Genomic DNA, 253 nt, shown 5'->3' with positions numbered 1-253 from the left:
TGATGTCGGCGCTAAACCTAGCGGACAGGCTTCTTCAGGAACGGTGATTTGTAAATGGATATCGGCCAAGTTCGCCATGGTTGAACGGGGGTTACCAGTCATACTGATGATGCGATTATTGAGCCGTTTTAATACCGGAAATAGCGCTAGAATCTCAGAAGATTCACCAGAGTTAGAAATGGCAAGCACAATATCACCGCGTTCTATCATACCAAGATCGCCATGCGAGGCTTCGCCTGGGTGTACGAAAAAA

The 253-nt window shown here is 47.0% G+C and carries 1 protein-coding gene; it reads right to left on the bottom strand.

The genetic code is table 11. The features are described 5' to 3' along the window. Positions 1–253 (bottom strand): SIS domain-containing protein (locus P8629_RS12350; protein ID WP_278166399.1); only part of this gene is annotated, 253 nt, incomplete at both ends.

This window comes from Hydrogenovibrio sp. 3SP14C1 (assembly GCF_029625905.1).
Taxonomy (GTDB): Bacteria; Pseudomonadota; Gammaproteobacteria; order Thiomicrospirales; family Thiomicrospiraceae; genus Hydrogenovibrio.
Note: the sequence above shows the minus strand (reverse complement) of the source record. Positions and strands in the feature narration are given on the sequence as shown.